This is a genomic window from Flavobacterium sp. KMS (genome assembly GCF_000813005.1).
In the GTDB taxonomy this organism is placed as follows: domain Bacteria; phylum Bacteroidota; class Bacteroidia; order Flavobacteriales; family Flavobacteriaceae; genus Flavobacterium.
This window is the reverse complement of sequence record NZ_JSYP01000003.1, coordinates 137,799-155,381: the sequence shown is the minus strand read 5'-3', so window position 1 is coordinate 155,381 and position 17,583 is coordinate 137,799. Positions and strand designations below refer to the sequence as shown.

Genomic DNA, 17,583 nt, shown 5'->3' with positions numbered 1-17,583 from the left:
CACTTCTTGTTTAGGTTTGGATTCCGTAGAGTTATCTCTCTACGGGACTTCAAACTTTTTTATTTTTATAGATTTATGAAAACCTCTTAATTAATTCTGATAGTATCGAAAACAGTATTATTACTAAGGTATAAAACAAAAAAAAGAGATAAAGAAGGAAATCTTCTTTATCTCTTTTATACTATATGCTAATTAATCGGTAGTATAATATTAGCAAGAAATGTATAAAACAATTTCTTAATTTGTACCAGCAGCACTTTTATCTACAAGAAATAATAACTCGCCAGAAACAGGTTTAATTAACTGCATTGGGTAAGTCGTAGGATTGTATGTTCCTGTTGTAACTTCTTTTAATGCAGGTGCTTTTTTCTCTCCAAAAGCCACTACTACAATTTTTTCTGCTTTGTTTATTAATGGTGCAGTAAGTGTAATTCTGTGCATTTTTTGAGGTTCAAGGTAGTAGGCAGAAACCCATTTATTTTGTTCCTCTAATACTGCTTGTCCAGGAAAAAGTGAAGCTGTATGTCCGTCGTCTCCCATTCCTAATAAAATAAGATCAAACTTTCCTTCATTTCCTAATACCTCTCTAATAGACTCTTCATAAGTAACAGCATAATCTTCTGGTGTAACACCAGCTGCATACATCTCAAATATATTAGCTTTCGGAATAGGAACGTGGCTTAATAATGCTGCATAAGACATTTTTGCATTACTAAGATCATCATTAAGAGGAACCCAACGTTCGTCACCCCAAAATATAAAAACTTTACTCCAGTCTATTTTAGTTTTATAATCATCAGAAGCTAATAATTTGTAAATCCCTGCAGGAGATGAACCTCCGGTAAGTACGACAGTAAATTTGTCTTTTTCTGCAATTGCTTTCTGTGCAGCAGCTACAAATAGATCTGCGGCTACAGTATTAATTTCTTCTGTGTTATTATATATCTGTATCATCTAATACTTCTTCTTTTATTTTATTTTGTGAGTTTTGAATCCAAGCGTGTCCTTGGCGAGCCAATAATTCGTCAGCTTCTTCCGGTCCCCAGCTTCCTGCTTTGTAATTAGGGAAGTTGGTTGGCGCTATAGTTTTCCATACTTGCTGTATAGTATCAATAGCATCCCAAGCTTGTTCTACCTGATCCCAACGCATAAATAGGGTAGGATCTCCTGCCAACGCATCGGCTATTAAGGTTTCGTAAGCTTCTGGCGACATTGTAGAGCAGGAGAAATAATCAAATATCATTTCTGCTGGTTCTAATGAAAGGGACAGCCCAGGTTTTTTGGTCATAAACTGCAACTTGATATCCATTGCAGGCTGAATATTAATAATAAGCCTGTTTGGTGTCATACCTTCTTTTCCATACGAAAATGAAGAATGCGGAACTGGTTTAAATTGTATGATAATAGAAGACTGTTTTTCTTCCATTCTTTTTCCTGTGCGCAAATAGAACGGAATTCCCTGCCATCTCCAGTTGTCCAGATAAATTTTCATCGCTACATAGGTTTCTGTATTAGAATCTGGAGCAATTCCTTTATCCTGACGGTATCCCGGAACAGGATTTCCTTTTATAAAACCGGCATCGTATTGACCTCTTACTATGTAATGATCAACTTCATCAGGTTTAATGCGTCGAATAGATTTTAAGACATCTGCTTTGCGGTTTCGGATATCGTCTGCTTCTAATGATGCTGGAGCTTCCATAGCTGTCATACATAAAATCTGAAGCAGATGGTTCTGAATCATATCTTTTAAAGCACCGACTCCTTCATAAAATCCACCACGTTCTTCTACACCAACTTCTTCGGCTACTGTAATTTGAACAAAATCAATAAAATTACGACTCCATAAAGGTTCAAACATCGAATTTCCAAAACGGAAAGCAAGTATGTTCTGAACGGTTTCTTTACCTAAATAATGATCAATTCTGTAAATCTGTTCTTCCTTAAAAGTGTGCGAAAGCATTTCATTAAGCTCAATCGCTGAAGTTTTATCGTAACCAAAAGGTTTCTCAATAATGATACGATCCTGCTTGGCATTAGCCGCAAGGCCAATTTTTTTAATATTACTAGATATTGTAGTGATAAAAGAAGGAGTAATAGAAAGGTAAAAAAGACGGTTAGCACGTTCTTCAAATGCCTGATCAATACTATTTATTTTCTCATTTAATCTTTGATACGATTCTTCTTTATCTATATCAAAACTTTGGTAGATTATGTGCGAAAGAAATTCTTGAGTTTCTAAATCAGAAAGTCCTTTCTTTCTTGAAAAAGTATTTAGATTTTCTAAGACATAGCTGCGAAAGTCTTCATTGCTTTTTTCTGCTCTTCCCAGAGCGATAATCTGAAACTTATCAGACATACGACCGTCTAGGTAGAGATTTTGAAATGCGGGAAAGAGTTTTCTCTTTGCCAAATCACCCGTTCCTCCAAAAATAACAATGATTGTTGGATTTATATTTTTGAACTTATTCATTTTAGTGTGTTGTGTTGCTTAAAGTTCTTTATTCAGACCATTGTGTATGGAAAACTCCTGTCGTATCAATACGCTCGTAGGTATGTGCTCCAAAATAATCACGTTGTGCCTGAATTAAATTTGTTGGAAGATTTTCTGATCTGTAGGCATCAAAATAAGCTAATGAATTCATTAGTCCAGCTACAGGCAATCCTTTTTGAACAGCAAATTGTACAACTGCTCTCATCCCAGATTGGTTTTCTGTTAGTTTTGAAGCGATTCCAGAATCTAAAAGTAAGTTTGGCAAATCATTCTTAGTTGCAAATGCTTTTCTAAAATCTTCCAGAGCATTAGCACGAATAATACAGCCACCTCGCCATATCTTAGCAACAGTTTCGAGATTTAATCCGTAATTGTATTCTTTAGAAGCAGTATGAAGTTGTGCTAATCCTTGTGCATAAGTAACTACAATAGAAAAGTATAAAGCTGATTTTAATGCCGCAATTGCTTCACTTGTATTTACATCTGTTTCGGCAGCGTTCCAAGCTAGTTTAGTAGCAGCTTCAATTCTTTCCGGTTTAGTTTTAGACATATCGCGCATAAAAACGGCTGCATCGATAGTAGGAACTGGCACTTGTAAATCCATTGCGTTTTGCGAAGTCCATTTTCCTGTTCCTTTAGATTTTGCCCAATCAGAAATTTTATTAATCAGCCTGCTTCCGTCAGTATCTTTTTCTTTCAGTATGTTTCCAGTAATTTCGATCAAGTACGATTTAAGATCGTTTGTTTGGTTCCATTCTTCAAAAGTTTTCTGAATTGTATCTTCATCCAGGTTATAACCTCTTTTCATTAGGTCATAAATTTCAGAAATCAACTGCATAATTCCGTATTCGATTCCGTTATGAACCATTTTTACATAGTTACCCGCAGATCCGTTTCCTAAATATTCTACGCAAGGTTCTCCATCTACTTTTGCTGCAATAGCTTCAAAAATTGGGCGAAGTCTCTCGTATGCTTTCTGATCCCCTCCAGGCATCATAGCCGGACCAAATCTTGCGCCTTTTTCTCCACCAGAAATTCCCATTCCAAAGAAGTGAATTCCCTTAGCAGATAATTCTAAAAATCTTCTGTCTGTATCGGTAAAATAAGTGTTACCACCATCAATTATAATATCTCCTTGGTCTAAATGAGGTAATAAGCTTGCTATTGCGCTATCAACAGGTTTTCCTGCAGGAACCAATAACATAATAGCTCTAGGTTTTTGTATAAGCTCTACAAAATGTTTAACATCTGTAGTAGCTTCAATTGTATGGTCAGAATCTGCTTCTTGTTGAAGTGAATTAACTTTTTCAGTATCTAAATCTAAACCTGCTGCCGCAAAATTATGGCTCGCAATATTCAAAAGTAAATTACGTCCCATTACACCGAGTCCTACGATTCCAAAATCAAATTTATTCATAGTTTTCAATTAACTAAAATTATTATAAAAATGCTTTTCCAAAAAAATGTAAGAAAAAAAACAGTAACGCTTTTTCATTCAGTTATTTGCGAAAAACAAAGTTTGTTTTAATCTTATATTTTAAGATTTACAGCGCTAAGTTAGAGAAAAATGATGAAACACTATATTATTTACTATCCTCTTTAAGCCTTTATTATGTTACTTTTTATGTGATAAAATAAATTTTATTGTCGAAAGTCTTTAGCAAATACAAAAAAACTCCATTAGGAATAATGGAGCTTTTTATGTTTAATATTTAATACATATGTTTTTTCTTTCAGACAAGGATTGTAAATTTATGTAACTGAGATTATAGATTACTTTCCTTTTAATAAATTGATACTTACCGTTGCTATATCAGCATCTGGAAATCGTTTAAAAATTGATTTATCTGGAAATAATCCTGCTTCGGCAGCAACATTATTAAAAACATCTATCTCAACAATATATTGGTCAGAAAAACCATGAGTGGCATCGTACGCTGTTGCAGGAGTTTTACCTAAATTACTGGCAGCAAGTTTTGGATTTATGGTATGTAATTCGATAAGAAGCAATCCAAATTTACGCACATACGGCGACCATTTTTGTAAATGTTCCAGAAGATTATCTTCTACAAGGTTATTACTGACTCTTTTTCCTCTATAGGCAAATGCACCTGTAGATTCACTAATCCTGTCTTTGCGAATGTGTTCCGGATCTTTCCAAATTCGATTATGATCTAGAAAAGTCCTTACGTTAAGTAAATCTTTCAGATCAATATTATAATTTTCTCTTAAATCATCTGAGAGCATATCCGGACGACCAATGTCTCCCCAAATTACCTTTGCCCAAATATCTGCTTTTATAAGATTGGCTCTGGTTACTTTCAGCGCAGCCTGATTATAATCTGCCCCAACGAGAAATAAAGGATATTCATCGAGCATTTTACCTCGTAAGGTTTGCCTGTCGATTACTTCAAAAATATGTTGCAGAAAAGCGCCATTACCACAACCCATATCCAGGATTCCTTTTGGTTGTTCTTTAATTGGCAAATTGAAAAGTTTAACTATAATCTCATCTACGACTTTAAAATAAGTGTCGTGAGCACCACCGCTGCCCCAAACATTCATTTCGCGATCAACGTGAATTTCATTTTCGCCGTCAGCGATCATTCTTAACGCAGCAGGGTCGCCAAAAATTAACTCTTCAATTTTTGCAAATGTTGGCAAGTAAGAAACTGTAACACCATAGGCACTGGCTCTTTTTGCAAAAAACAAACCGTCTTCGGTAAATTGATAATTGCCATTTTTTTCCAGAAACCATCCAAGATGCACAAAAAAGTCTAATATTTTTTTGAAATTTTCAGGAGATTTATGAAATTCTTCTGGCTTAAAAGAAGTCTCCATAAAATATTTATGAAACATTCCTTTCATTGCTAAACGCACTATCGTAGGCCCAATTAAGTAACCTTCTATATGCTTTAAAATCTGATCCTGAATACTATTAATCAGAGCATCACTAGAAGGTTCAATTCCGTAGTTTTTTTTATATTTTTCAAAAATAGCATTGAGTTTTTCAAACGGCACATCTTCAAATAGGCGAGGGTGGAACTGGATAGAAAACTGAAGTAAATCAACAACATCTTCATAAAGATGAAACATCGAAAAAGCTATTGCTGTCTTTTCATTTACCGAAATTTTAATTTCCTGTTTTTGGTTATCGACTTCATAATCTAAGAAACCTTGAGAAGCCAAAATCCTTAAGCCTACATTTAGATAGCCTTCATTTGCTTTAAAAGCGGTTGCAAGTTCAGTTAGTTGTACTTGCTTTTTATTCAGGATAAACTCTAAAACATCTTTATTTCTTAATGCGATCGCCACTGGTGCAACTGCTAAGCCGTCTAGATGTCTGAAAATGGAACCTCGGAGTAGTGATTTATCGGTCATAGTAAAAGGTTGATGGTTTGATAAAAATAGTCATTTTTTTTAACAGAGAACATATCTGTTTTAGCAAATCACACTAGCATGGTATATCACGTTTGATTCAGTAAAAACACGGCTTATTTTTGATAATAACACGGTTTGGAAACAGCTAAAATCTCTTATTATTGCTATCCGTTTAGAAAAAATCTTACACAACAGAAAAGCATCTATTAATATTAACTATTTTATTTTTAGACATTTAAAAACTTCATAATATTTTAATTAACATTTTTTTACAAAAAAAACAGTTAAAATTTTGGGACTAATTTTTTTCAATATACTTTTGTTCTATCAAATTAGTAGAATTTAAACTAAAATATAAATATAAAGTATTTCATTTTTTGAATAAGAGTAAGTCATTTATCGATCTAGATGACATATCGTTGATAAAAATTCTTCAATCTCTAATTCACGCAAATTTTTAAAAAGATAGGTTTTCAATTTTAGAGTTGAAATCTTATAAAGACCAATTCAAATAATAGTAATCCAAAATAAATAAAAATGAAAAGACGAATGCAATGCAGATAAAAAAAAACCATTTCTGTTGCAGCAGAAATGGTGAAGCTTAAAGAAATTGTACATCTCTATAAGGAAGCGAGAATGGATTAAATCCGTTTTCGGCTCGCCTTATTTATTAAACTAAAACAAAGTAATGAAAAAAAAATTAAATAGATATGCATGGCTATGCATTTTGTTGATTTCCATTGGGGTTAGAGCACAAGAAACCAAGCCATTAATTCAATCCAAACTAGAAGGAAAAGTAATCGATGCTATTACAAAGGAGCCTATTATTGGTGCTTCGGTAAATATTAAGGGTACTACACACGGAGTTATAACAGATACTGAAGGGCAATTTCATTTCCAGACAGGACAAAAACTTCCTTATACGCTAATAGTAAGCTATATGGGATATAAAAAAACGGAAATTGTAGCTAATGGAAATTCAATAACTATTAATCTAACTGAAGAGCAGAATGTATTATCAGAAGTTGTAGTTACCGCACTGGGTATTACAAAAGAAAAGAAATCTTTAGGATATACCACTCAATCACTTAAAGGTAAGGAGTTGGCAGAAACAAAAGAAACCAATTTCCTGAATAGTCTTACAGGTAAATTAGCAGGAGTACGTATTACAAATTCGCAAGGAGACATGGGATCTTCACGTATCATTATTCGTGGTGAAACCTCTATATCTGGAAATAACCAGCCTCTATTTGTAGTAGATGGAATTCCGGTAGATAACTCACAGTTAAACGCTGGTGGAGCTACCCGCGATTTTAAAAATGCTATTGCCGATTTAAATCCGCAAGATATTGAATCATTAAGTGTACTAAAAGGACCTAATGCTGCTGCTCTTTACGGATCGCGTGCTGCACACGGTGTTGTACTTATAACTACAAAATCAGGAAAAGGACAAAAAGGATTGGGCGTAAGCTTCAGTTCGGGTATAACTATCTCTCAAGTTGCTACTTTACCTAAATTTCAGAATTCATTTGGACAAGGATCCAATGGGAAATTTAGTTATGTAGATGGTAAAGGTGGTGGAATTAATGATGGTGTTGATGAAAGTTGGGGACCTAAACTAGATGGTCGTCTTATTCCTCAGTTTTACTCAAATGGAGAAGCAGTGCCTTTTGTGGCTAATCCGGATAATGTAAAAGACTTTTTTAATACTGGTCTTACTTATGATAACAGTATTTCGGTAGCCAAATCTGATGAGAAATCTGATTTTCGATTAGGAGTAAATAATCAAAAACAATTAGGAACTGTGCCTAATAGTGAAATAAACAAAACAAACTTTACGGTTAATACTAATTATCAAATATCTAAAAATATAAAAGTAGGAGTAACGGCAAACTATATTGTTACCGATGCTCCAGCACTACCAGGTGGCCCATTTGGTAACCGTGCTGCTGGTGTAATGCTACAGTTTCTTTGGTTCGGACGTCAGGTAGATATCAATGAGCTTAGAAATAATAGAGATGTAAACTGGAACAACAGCTATTATAGCAATCCGTATTGGAATGCTTATTATAATACTACCAGCCAGCAGCGTAACCGCTTGATAGGAGATATTCACTTAGATGCAAAAATTGCCGATGGGCTTAATTTTAAATTCCGTACTGGAGTTGACTATTATAACGATCGCAGAAAATACGAGATTAAATATGGCACAAATGGAACTCCTTTTGGTTCGTATGCAGAAGATGCTTATACGGTAAACGAAAGAAACACTGAGGGTATCTTGCAATATACCAAAAAACTGAGCCAGGATTTTAGTTTGGATGCTCTTGCCGGATTTAATATCCGTAACCACAGTGATGCTAACAATTATCAAAAAGCACCACGTCTGGCTGTACCTGATTTATATACATTGACAAACTCTCGAGATCCGTTAACTTCATCAAACACATTCTCAGAATTAAAAGTATATAGTGTATATGCTTCAGCACAATTTGGTTATAAAAATTATGCTTTCTTAAACGTAACTGCGCGTAATGACTGGTCATCGACATTACCAAGCAGTAACCGTTCTTATTTCTATCCTTCTATTAATGGTAGTTTTGTAGTATCTGATGCCTTTAATCTAAAAAGCAATACACTCGACTTCTTAAAACTACGTGGTGGTTGGTCTGAAGTAGGTAATGATGCAGATCCGTATCAATTGGCTACAGTTTACACTTTCAAATCTGCATTCGACGGAAATCCAATTCAAACCTCTTCTCAAAAGAAACTTAATGAGAACTTAAAACCAGAAACAACTCGCTCTACAGAGATTGGTCTAGAATCTTCTTTCTGGAAAAACAGATTGCATCTTGATGTTGCTTATTATAACACCAATAGTTTTGACCAGATTCTGGAGATAAAAACAACAACTGCAAGCGGTTATAATTCGCAATTAATTAATGCAGGTAAAATAAACAATCATGGTATAGAAATTCAATTGGATGGAAATCCTATTCAAACTAAAGATTTTAAGTGGAATGTAGGCGTAAATTATTCAAAGAATATAAGCAAAGTAGATGTTCTTGACTATGAAGGAAACATTCAAAACTACACAATTGGTTCTTCTGGAGGTGTCGATGTATTAGCATCGGTAGGGCAAGCCTATGGCGCACTTTACGGTACTGCTTATCAGCGTGACGCAAACGGAAATATTGTAGTAGGGGCTAATGGATTGCCAAAAGCTGATCCGCAAAAGAAAGTATTAGGACATTATACTCCTGATTATTTAGGTGGTATTACAAACACATTAACTTACAAGAATCTTGAATTTTCATTCCTTGTTGATGCTAGTGTAGGTGGGGAGCTTTTTTCGGGAACTAACAGAACTGGTAATTATACTGGTGTACTAGCTCAAACTCTCCCGGGTCGTGATGCTGCCAATGGTGGATTAAATTACTACTATGCAGGTAATAACAAAACCTTATTAACAGGTGCAGCACCAAATGGAGCAACTGTATATGATGATGGTGTTATCTTTAATGGTGTATATGCAGATGGAACTCCCAATACTCAGGTAATTAGTGCACAAGAGTATTACAAAGCATCATACAATATCAGCGAAGCTTATGTTTATAGTTCAACTTTTGTAAAATTAAGAGAAGTAAGACTTACTTACAATGTCAACAAAAATCTAATTAAGAAATTTGGATTACAAGGAGCGAGTATTACTGCAACAGGACGCAATCTGTTTTTTATCTACAAAGACGTGCCAAATATCGATCCAGAATCGGCTTTTAATACAGGAAACGGACAAGGGTTGGAGAGTTTAGCCTTGCCAACTACCAGAAGTTTTAGCCTTAATGTTAATCTTAAATTTTAAAAATACGAAATCATGCTAAAAAAACTATCATATATAACACTATTTGCATTGTCTCTGTTTTCATGCAGTGACAGCTTGGACGAAATTAATAAAAATCCAAATGCAACAGAAACTCCATTGGCGCCTTACTTATTAACAGGATCATTAAAACAAGGTGCTGATTTATACTGGGGATCAATAAATAATTTTGACTCGTCTTTATTATTTGTTCAGCATTGGGCTAAAATCCAGTATACAGAACCTGACAGATATGATGTATCTAATACTTCTTTCACTTCTTTATGGGATACGGGATACGCAACCTTAATTACAGATTTAAATACGATTCTGAATTTCCCAAACCAACAAGCAAATTCAAATTATAAAGGGATTGCACTAACACTGCGTTCATGGACGTTTTTATTGTTGACAGATGCCTACGGAAGCATTCCTTATAAAGAAGCTGGTCTAAAAGTAACACCTGCATATAATACTCAAAAGGAAGTATATACAGGATTGCTAGAAGATTTAAAACAAGCTCAATCCTTGCTAAATCCAACAAATGGAACTGTAATCGGTGATTTGGCTTATAAAGGGGATATTACTAAATGGAAAAAACTGGTAAATTCGCTTCGTTTGCGTATTGCGTTAAGAATTTCTGATAAAGAACCTGCTTTAGCTAAGCAAACTGCAATTGAAGCAACAACCGATGCAGCCGGGTTAATTAGTAACAATAGTGAAATCTTTAAGTTTACTTACACGAGTTCGCCTCAGCAAAATCCAGCTTCGGCTTGGTTCGAAACTAGAGATGATTATCGTATTTCAAAAACATTGGTTGATAAGTTAAATGCATTATCAGATCCTCGTTTGCCTGTTTATGCTCAACTACCATCAGATGCAAGCGTAGGCAAATATGTGGGAGGTGCCAATGGATTATCTAACAGTGATGCTAATAGTCAGGGTTTTGCTAAAACGTCAAAACCAGGTACGTATTTCTTAACCTCGGCATCGCCAGCAGTAATTGTTTCTTATTCGGAAGTATTATTTAATCTTGCTGAAGCTGTAGCACGTGGCTATATTCCTGGAGATGCAGAGCAATTTTATAAAAATGCAATTACGGCATCGTTCAATCAATTTGGTATTACCGATGCAACAATTATTTCTAATTATCTTAATCAGACAACGGTTAAATATGATGCAACAAATTATGCAAAATCGATAGGTACTCAAAAATGGATTGCATTTTACGGGCAGGGTCTTGATGCTTTTGTAGAATGGAGAAGACTGGATTATCCAGTTTTAACAGCTGGTCCAGCAACAGTTTTGGACGGACAGATACCTTCGCGTTTCTTTTATCCAGGTACAGAACAATCGCTAAACGGAAATAGTTATAAAGCCGCAGTAACTGCTCAAGGAAAAGACTTGCTTACTACAAAACTATGGTTTGATGTGAAGTAAACAGAATTCCGAAAGAGATATTCAACTTTAAGAATATAAAAAAGCTAAATCGAAGGATTTAGCTTTTTTTATGTCTAATAAATGCGACACATTGAAGCCTTATTTCCCAATGATATAAGATTAAATTAAAAAACGCCTCAGTAACTACTTGATATTTTGCTAACTAACTGTTTATTTAATAAATTTTAACATATTGTGTATTCTATAATTTATTATTTTTGCAGAGTAGATTAGAGCAGTGATTCTATTTTGTTAAACGACTATCTTTAAATGCATTTAAAATTTGCTTTTATGAAAATACTTTATTTAATTTTATTTCTTAATATCGGATTTTTTTCTACCTCCAATAATAACAATTTAACGACTACATCTGGTACTGAAGTCGAAAGATTTAATAGTCAGTTAAGTGATCTTAAATGCATGATAGATGGAAATCCTAAATTTAATCCTAAGGTTGCCTTTTTTATCGATATGAAGATTAAATCAGGCATGAACCGCTTTTTTGTGTATGATTTAGAGAATAATAAAATCATAGATAAAGGATTAGTAGCTCATGGATCAGGGTCAGAAACAGGGATTAATGGAGATTTAAAATTTAGTAACATGCCAAATTCTAAATCTACTTCTTTAGGAAAATATATAATAGGTAAGGACTACAAAGGAATGTTTGGAAAATCTTATAAATTATTTGGTTTAGAGGAAAGCAATAATAATGCCTATAAAAGAGCTATAGTATTACATTCCTATTCTGCTGTTCCTTATGAAGAGCAAGATTATTACATTAGTCACAGCCAAGGATGCCCTATGGTAAATGAAGTATTTTTTAAGAGAATAGAAAAAATAATAGACAGTTCTAAATCGAGTATTGTTTTAGATATTTATTACTAAATAAAATACTGATACAATAAGTTTTAACTTATTGAAATTTATCAAACCAAAAAAAACTCCAAAATCATTTGATTTTGGAGGTTTTTTCATTATAAATATGTTCAAGTATAACTTTTATTACTATATGCTATAAAAAATATTACATTTTAAATCTAATTAAGAAATACAAATCTAGATTTTAATATTTCCCACAACTATTCTATTAATCTTCACCAACTCACTGATTATAAAATTATACTGCTGATTAAAACAAATAAAAAAAGCCCAATTCTAAAGGTTTTTTTTTGCTTCTAATTCGATTCCAACTCAAATAACTGAACTTGGTTTTTAAGTCTTTCAATTACCAGATTCATCATTCTTTTGTTCAGACTAGATGAGTTTAGAATATAAGTTTGATATTCATTTAATGTAAAAAGAGCGATAACCATTCCTTTTAGTGAATTTCGAAACTTAATGTCTTTCTGAATAGAGTTTTCAATTACCGATAGTTTCTTTTCTACCGTATAAGAATAAAAATCAGTTTTGTTTTTATTCACATAATTTATAAAAACATCCACCAATAAATCATTTTGAAGTTGTAAAATTGGCCGAAGTACTTCGTTTTGAAATAATTCATCTGCAGAAGATTGAGCATTTACAGTGCCTAAAGTTGGTCCTCGGAATTCTTGTAAAAAAGTATCTCGCTGGCTCATGTTTTTCTTTTAAAATTAAAAAAAATAATGATACTAAAATGTTATTTTTGTTACTAATAAATTAACAATTATGAGATTTCATACTCGAAAATGGGTTAAACCCGAAGACCTAAATCCAAACGGAACTTTATTTGGAGGGCAATTACTGGCATGGATAGACGAAGAGTTGGCTTTATATACAATTATTCAGTTAGAAAACTACAGAGTGGTGACCAAACACATGTCCGAGATTAATTTTAAAAGCTCAGCCAGACAAGGGGATATTGTCGAAATTGGGATTGATGTAGTTAAGTTCGGAAACAGTTCGCTAGTATTAAGATGTATTGTGCGAAACATGATGACCAGAGAAACGATTATTACAATCGATAATATTACAATGGTAAATCTTGGAGAAGATGGTAAACCAAAAGCACACGGAAAAACGAAGATAGAATACGTAAAAGACCGTTTGTAGGCTTAAATATTAACCATATAAGTTATGTAAGTTCATCTAAGCAAGGCTTATATTTTTCTTAATGTTTAAAACACACAAAGCTAGCTATGTGAAAGAAATGTATTTCTTTTTCGTTCTCTTTTTTACACATAAAATCTATGTTTCTATGTGTTAAATGAAACTTTTGTAGATTTTAAATTATAAAAAAATAACCACATAAGTTATATAAGTTCATGTAAGCAAAGCTTATATTTTCTTATATAACTTATATGGTTTAAGAATTGTATTTTGAGTATTTAATCTAAATGCCCAATTTGAGAAGGCAACTCAAAAATCTCAAGATCAAAATATACTATCGAAGCCATAACGTGATCAAAGATATCGGCCATAATATATTCATAATTTGCCCAACGTTTATCACTCGAGAAAGTATAAATCTCTAAGGGAACACCATGCGCAGTCGATTGTAACTGACGACACATCATATGCATCTCTTTATTTAACCCAGGATGATTCAGCATATACTGGATAATATATTTTCGGAACAAACCAAGATTAGTCATATTGCGACCGTTTAAAGCCAACGACTTATCTATGCCATGCAACGCATTAAACTTTTCTATTTCAGCCTGTCGAGATTCAATATAAGGAGTAATAAGTTGGATTTTCTTCATCAAAGCCAAATCTTCATCATTTAAAAAACGAATAGTACTGGTTTTAATCAAAATATGTCTTTTGATACGACGTCCATTCGATTTTTGCATTCCGCGCCAGTTCTGGAACGAATCCGAACTCAAAGCATAAGTAGGAATGGTAGTGATAGTATTGTCAAAATTTCGAACCTTTACCGTAGTAAGATTAATCTCGATAACATCACCATCGGCACCAAACTTTTCCATGGTAATCCAGTCACCAATACGAACCATGTCATTTATAGCAACCTGTACGCTAGAAACAAACCCTAGGATAGTATCTCTAAAAATCAAGATAATAATTGCCGAAAGCGTTCCTAAAATAGTTAGTAATTCGCCTTGTTTGATTCCGAATAATTTAGAGATAATAATTGCTACCCCAAAAATCCAGAGCACCATCATGACAACCTGAATAAAACTATCAATAGGTTTATCGCTGTATTCTGGTTTTTGTTTTAAATAATCTTTAAGCGAATTAAATACAGTACGGATAATCCACAACAATAATAGTACAATATAAACACCTACTATTTTTCCGAAAATCAATTCCCAATATTCATATTTATCCAAGATTATCGGAACAGCTTTATAAATAAAGAAAAACGGAATTAAGTAAGCCGTATATTTAGTTGTTTTATTATTGATTAAAAAATCATCAAATTTAGTTTTTGTCTTTTGAGCAAAAATTGCAGTTAGCGTAACCAAAACAAATTTTGCTACATAATACACGGCATAAGCCATGATTATTAATAAAGCAATATTAATAGTAAGGCTGAGATAAGACGCAATATTGCGGCTCATGCCCCAGTCTCTAAAAAGAGGGTATAAGAAGTTAAATATTTTCTCCAAAAAATTAGGCATTTTTTAAGTATTTATACTCAACATAAAAAGTTCCAAACGGTATTACAGAAGCAACCAAAATCAACATAAATGTTTTAAAATCCCATTTTTGAGCACTTTTTAATAAAATAGCCAACAAAATATAAGCAACAAATAATAAACCATGACTCATTCCGATAGGGAACAATAATGTTTTATATAATGGGAAATTTGTAGGCTTAATAAAAAGCATGTTAGAGAATAAAACCAAATATGAAATTCCTTCTAAAATCGCTGTAATCTTAAAAATCTTGAGCATTTAATTATTTTTTTAAATTATTATCGGTAAAATTAATGATTCTGCTTGATTTTTAGGGTATCGAAAGCTAAAGTAATTTACTTTTGCAATCTTAAACAGTGATAATGAGTAAACGCGATTTAAAAAAATATTTAAACGATCTTACCAAAGAACAACTCGAAGAGCAAATAATCGAATTATACGAGAAATTTAGCCCAGTAAAAGTGTATTACAATTTTGTTTTTAATCCTAAAGAAGAAACACTTTTGCAGGAATGTAAATTAAAAATCTCGCACGAATATTTTCCCGTAAAAGCAAAAGCAACACGCCGTCGGGTAAAACCAAAAATGCGTCGATCCGTAGCTCAAAAATACATCAAACACTTTATACTTTTAGGAGTAGACCCCTTTGTAATCGCCGATGTTATGCTTTATAACATCGAAATTGCTCAAACATACTCTTCAGAAAATATAATAAAGCAAGAACTTTTTTACAAAAGCATGTTTAATTCATTCGAACAAGCCGTGAATTTTATAATTTCAAACGGAATTTTAGCCGAATTTAAATCCAGAATCAATCAAATACATCAGGAAACTATTACCCAAAAATGGAAAAACGAGCCTGATTTTGAAGTAATTTTGGATAAAATGTCCTTTTAGAACCAAATTCATAATTAAATAATAGCGAAACTTTTCCTTTTATTTTAAGATAAAAAAGGCAGAATAACTGTTTTTTAGGTGTATTTTTGCAAAAACCAATAAAATACAATGTCTCAAAACACTTTAGAAATAGAAAGAGAAGAAAAAAAAGAACTATATGCATACCAAAAAGGCGATATCGACGCCATTTTTGATCGTTTAGACAACGGTTCAGCGCAACATCATTTGTTGTATCAATTGCCTACAGGTGGAGGAAAAACAGTAGTTTTTTCCGAAATCGTACGCCGTTATTTGTCACAACACGATAAAAAAGTAGTAGTTTTAACACACAGAATTGAACTTTGTAAGCAAACTTCAAAAATGTTGAAAGGTTTTGGTGTTAAAAATAAGATAATCAATAGTAAAGTAAAAGAACTATTAGATCAAAACGAATATTCTTGTTTTGTAGCGATGGTCGAAACATTAAAAAACCGTATTAATGACGAAAAACTACATTTAGATAATATTGGTTTAGTAATTATCGATGAGGCGCATTACAACTCATTCCGTAAATTATTAAGCTCGTTTAAAAATGCATTTATATTAGGAGTAACAGCAACGCCGTTAAGTTCGAATATTAAATTGCCAATGCACGAAAGTTACGATGAACTAATTGTAGGAGACACAATAGGTTCATTAATCGAAAAAGGCTTTTTGGCAAAAGCAACCACTTATAGTTATGATGTAGGTTTAACATCATTAAAAGTAGGTATCAATGGAGATTACACCGTAAAATCTTCAGATGATTTATATACAAATACAATCATGCAAGAAAAATTATTGCATGCATATACAGAGAGATCACTTGGTAAGAAAACCCTAATTTTCAACAATGGTATTCATACATCATTATATGTGTATGAAACATTTAGAGAAGCAGGATACGATATTCGCCATCTGGATAATACGAGTAGTAACGAAGAGCGAAAAGATATTTTGCAATGGTTTAAGAAAACTCCAGATGCTATTTTAACATCAGTAGGTATCTTAACTACAGGTTTTGATGAGCCTACAGTAGAAACTATTATATTAAACAGAGCGACAAAATCATTGACATTATATTACCAGATGATTGGTCGTGGTTCTAGAAAATTACCTAATAAAGACGAATTTACAGTAATCGATTTAGGAAACAATGCAGCACGTTTTGGTTTATGGAGCGAGCCGGTAAACTGGCAACATATCTTTAAATCACCAGAATTCTATTTAGAGAATCTACGTGACGATACCGAAATCGAATTATACTTTAAATACAGCATGCCTCCAGAATTGCGTGCAAAATTTAGCAAAACTGCCGATGTAACTTTTGATGTCGATGAAGAACACAAAATCGCCATAGCACAAAATTTACGTTCAAAAGTAGTTTTGGATAAATCATTAGAGCAACACGCAGCAATGTGTGTAGATAATACCGAAACATTACAAGAAGCAAAAGCATTAGGAAAAGAATTAGAAGACGATATCGATTGCCGAATCAAACGCTATTCTAAATGTTTAAGTCAGTGTAGTAAGAATTACCGCGAATGGCTTATAGACGATTATAAATTAAGATTAGTATTATTAACCGGTAAAAAATACCGTGAAAAAATAATGAACGAACCAGATTGATTTTTTTATGTCACTCTGAGCGTCCCGAAACTTCGGGAGAAGAGTAAGGAGCTATTTCCTGCTGTACACTATATCTTTTATTTTTATAAAGAAAAAAATAAAAGGATACCGTTACCATCAGGGCTAGGAGTTCCGTAGTTATAATAAAATAAAAAAATTGAACCATCAAGAGATTAAACTTAACTTTTCTTAATCTCTTAATGGTAAAATAATAAAAATTAGCCTTATTTGTACAATTTGTAGCTAAGAAAAATAAACTATTTAAGAGATTAAGCTTAATT

Annotated in this window: 13 protein-coding genes; 6 read left to right on the top strand and 7 right to left on the bottom strand. The window is 33.0% G+C overall.

The window, feature by feature from the left end; genetic code table 11:
* Positions 1–237: 237 nt before the first annotated feature.
* From pgl to OA93_RS05065, 4 genes are all read right to left on the bottom strand, one after another.
* Positions 238–954 (bottom strand): 6-phosphogluconolactonase, encoded by a 717-nt coding sequence (gene pgl, locus OA93_RS05080; protein WP_039112054.1) that lies wholly within the window; start codon positions 952–954, stop codon positions 238–240.
* Positions 938–2,473: a glucose-6-phosphate dehydrogenase gene (gene zwf, locus OA93_RS05075; protein WP_039112053.1), complete on the bottom strand. Its 1,536-nt coding sequence runs from the start codon at positions 2,471–2,473 to the stop codon at positions 938–940. Before zwf ends, pgl begins: the two co-directional genes overlap by 17 nt.
* 28 nt (positions 2,474–2,501) lie before the next feature.
* On the bottom strand, positions 2,502–3,911 hold the full coding sequence (gndA, locus tag OA93_RS05070) for an NADP-dependent phosphogluconate dehydrogenase (RefSeq protein ID WP_039112052.1): 1,410 nt from the start codon (positions 3,909–3,911) through the stop codon (positions 2,502–2,504).
* A gap of 356 nt (positions 3,912–4,267) precedes the next feature.
* Positions 4,268–5,875: a class I SAM-dependent methyltransferase gene (locus tag OA93_RS05065; RefSeq protein WP_039112051.1), complete on the bottom strand. Its 1,608-nt coding sequence runs from the start codon at positions 5,873–5,875 to the stop codon at positions 4,268–4,270.
* 688 nt (positions 5,876–6,563) lie between these two features.
* Between OA93_RS05065 and OA93_RS05060 the strand changes: the two genes are divergently transcribed.
* The 3 genes from OA93_RS05060 to OA93_RS05050 all read left to right on the top strand — a co-directional run bounded on the left by OA93_RS05060 (position 6,564) and on the right by OA93_RS05050 (position 12,062).
* A complete protein-coding gene (locus tag OA93_RS05060; protein ID WP_039112050.1) occupies positions 6,564–9,737 on the top strand; it encodes a SusC/RagA family TonB-linked outer membrane protein in 3,174 nt (1,057 codons plus the stop codon).
* Between the two features lie 12 nt (positions 9,738–9,749).
* Positions 9,750–11,174, top strand: a complete 1,425-nt coding sequence (locus OA93_RS05055) for a SusD/RagB family nutrient-binding outer membrane lipoprotein (RefSeq protein ID WP_039112049.1) — start codon at positions 9,750–9,752, stop codon at positions 11,172–11,174.
* A gap of 291 nt (positions 11,175–11,465) precedes the next feature.
* The gene (locus OA93_RS05050) at positions 11,466–12,062 is read left to right on the top strand and encodes a murein L,D-transpeptidase catalytic domain-containing protein (RefSeq protein ID WP_039112160.1); all 597 of its coding nucleotides are present in this window, start codon (positions 11,466–11,468) and stop codon (positions 12,060–12,062) included.
* Between the two features lie 290 nt (positions 12,063–12,352).
* Here OA93_RS05050 and OA93_RS05045 read toward each other — a convergent pair whose 3' ends face one another.
* Complete coding sequence (locus tag OA93_RS05045; RefSeq protein WP_039112048.1) at positions 12,353–12,754, bottom strand: hypothetical protein; 402 nt, start codon at positions 12,752–12,754, stop codon at positions 12,353–12,355.
* A 70-nt stretch (positions 12,755–12,824) separates the two neighbouring features.
* Between OA93_RS05045 and OA93_RS05040 the strand changes: the two genes are divergently transcribed.
* Entirely contained in the window at positions 12,825–13,208 is a 384-nt protein-coding gene (locus tag OA93_RS05040; RefSeq protein WP_039112047.1) for a hotdog domain-containing protein, read from the top strand.
* A 275-nt stretch (positions 13,209–13,483) separates the two neighbouring features.
* On the opposite strand, the gene OA93_RS05035 is transcribed toward OA93_RS05040, so the two are convergent.
* Both OA93_RS05035 and OA93_RS05030 read right to left on the bottom strand, forming a co-directional pair.
* Positions 13,484–14,740, bottom strand: a complete 1,257-nt coding sequence (locus OA93_RS05035) for a mechanosensitive ion channel domain-containing protein (RefSeq protein ID WP_039112046.1) — start codon at positions 14,738–14,740, stop codon at positions 13,484–13,486.
* Complete coding sequence (locus OA93_RS05030) at positions 14,733–15,017, bottom strand: DUF3817 domain-containing protein (RefSeq protein ID WP_039112045.1); 285 nt, start codon at positions 15,015–15,017, stop codon at positions 14,733–14,735. Before OA93_RS05030 ends, OA93_RS05035 begins: the two co-directional genes overlap by 8 nt.
* Before the next feature lie 104 nt (positions 15,018–15,121).
* Between OA93_RS05030 and OA93_RS05025 the strand changes: the two genes are divergently transcribed.
* On the top strand, positions 15,122–15,655 hold the full coding sequence (locus tag OA93_RS05025; protein ID WP_039112044.1) for a DUF6155 family protein: 534 nt from the start codon (positions 15,122–15,124) through the stop codon (positions 15,653–15,655).
* A gap of 108 nt (positions 15,656–15,763) precedes the next feature.
* Positions 15,764–17,302 (top strand): DEAD/DEAH box helicase, encoded by a 1,539-nt coding sequence (locus OA93_RS05020; protein WP_039112043.1) that lies wholly within the window; start codon positions 15,764–15,766, stop codon positions 17,300–17,302.
* Positions 17,303–17,583 lie beyond the last annotated feature (281 nt).